The organism is Halomonas sp. SpR1 (assembly GCF_031010175.1).
Classification (GTDB): Bacteria; Pseudomonadota; Gammaproteobacteria; order Pseudomonadales; family Halomonadaceae; genus Vreelandella.
In genome coordinates this window covers 1-1,697 of record NZ_JAUAMB010000074.1, presented here as the reverse complement: position 1 = coordinate 1,697, position 1,697 = coordinate 1, and the positions used below count along the sequence as shown (strand labels likewise).

Genomic DNA, 1,697 nt, shown 5'->3' with positions numbered 1-1,697 from the left:
CGACCAGACCCCTTGGGTGTTATAGGGTCAAGCCTCACGGGCCATTAGTACACGTTAGCTCAACACCTTGCAGCGCTTCCACACCGTGCCTATCAACCAGCTGGTCTCGCTGGGCCCTTCAGGAGGCTCTAGGCCTCAGGGATGTCTCATCTTGAAGGGGGCTTCCCGCTTAGATGCTTTCAGCGGTTATCCCGTCCGACCATAGCTACCCGGCAATGCCACTGGCGTGACAACCGGAACACCAGAGGGTCGTCCACTCCGGTCCTCTCGTACTAGGAGCAGCCCTTCTCAAACATCCAACGCCCACGGCAGATAGGGACCGAACTGTCTCACGACGTTCTAAACCCAGCTCGCGTACCACTTTAAATGGCGAACAGCCATACCCTTGGGACCGACTTCAGCCCCAGGATGTGATGAGCCGACATCGAGGTGCCAAACACCGCCGTCGATGTGAACTCTTGGGCGGTATCAGCCTGTTATCCCCGGAGTACCTTTTATCCGTTGAGCGATGGCCCTTCCATACAGAACCACCGGATCACTAGAACCTGCTTTCGCACCTGCTCGACGTGTCTGTCTCGCAGTCAAGCACCCTTATGCTCTTGCACTCATTGCACGATGTCCGACCGTGCTGAGGGTACCTTCGTGCTCCTCCGTTACTCTTTAGGAGGAGACCGCCCCAGTCAAACTACCCACCACACACTGTCCTCGATCCGGATAACGGACCTGAGTGAGAACGCCAATGATGCCAGGCTGGTATTTCAAGGTTGGCTCCACCCGAACTGGCGTCCGAGTTTCTAAGCCTCCCAGCTATCCTACACAGGCAACATCAGCGTCCAGTGTGAAGCTATAGTAAAGGTTCACGGGGTCTTTCCGTCTAGCCGCGGGTACACCGCATCTTCACGGCGATTTCAATTTCACTGAGTCTCGGGTGGAGACAGCGTGGCCATCATTACGCCATTCGTGCAGGTCGGAACTTACCCGACAAGGAATTTCGCTACCTTAGGACCGTTATAGTTACGGCCGCCGTTTACCGGGGCTTCAATCAAGAGCTTCGCCTTGCGGCTAACACCATCATTTAACCTTCCGGCACCGGGCAGGCGTCACACCCTATACGTCCGCTTGCGCGTTAGCAGAGTGCTGTGTTTTTAATAAACAGTTGCAGCCACCTGGTATCTTCGACCGGTTCGGGCTAGGAGAGCAAGTCTCTTCACCCTACGCCGGCGTGCCTTCTCCCGAAGTTACGGCACCATTTTGCCTAGTTCCTTCACCCGAGTTCTCTCAAGCGCCTTGGGATTCTCACCCTGACCACCTGTGTCGGTTTGGGGTACGGTCGCACATGATCTGAAGCTTAGAGGCTTTTCCTGGAAGCGTGGCATCAGTGACTTCCTGACCGTGGTCAGTTCATCTCGTGTCTCGGCTTTAAGATCCCGGATTTTCCTAAGATCTCGGCCTACTCACTTTCACCAGGACTACCAACGCCTGGCTCACCTAGCCTTCTTCGTCCCCCCATCGCAACCATGTCCGGTACGGGAATATTGACCCGTTTCCCATCGACTACGCCTTTCGGCCTCGCCTTAGGGGCCGACTCACTCTGCTCCGATTAGCGTCGAACAGAAACCCTTGGTCTTCCGGCGAGGGAGTTTTTCACTCCCTTTATCGTTACTCATGTCAGCATTCGCACTCGTGATACCTCCAGC

At 55.6% G+C, this 1,697-nt stretch carries 1 rRNA gene; it reads right to left on the bottom strand.

Going from position 1 to position 1,697, the window contains the following annotated elements:
• Positions 1-23: 23 nt before the first annotated feature.
• Positions 24-1,697: ribosomal RNA gene (locus tag QT231_RS24140) — 23S ribosomal RNA — on the bottom strand; the annotation flags it as partial.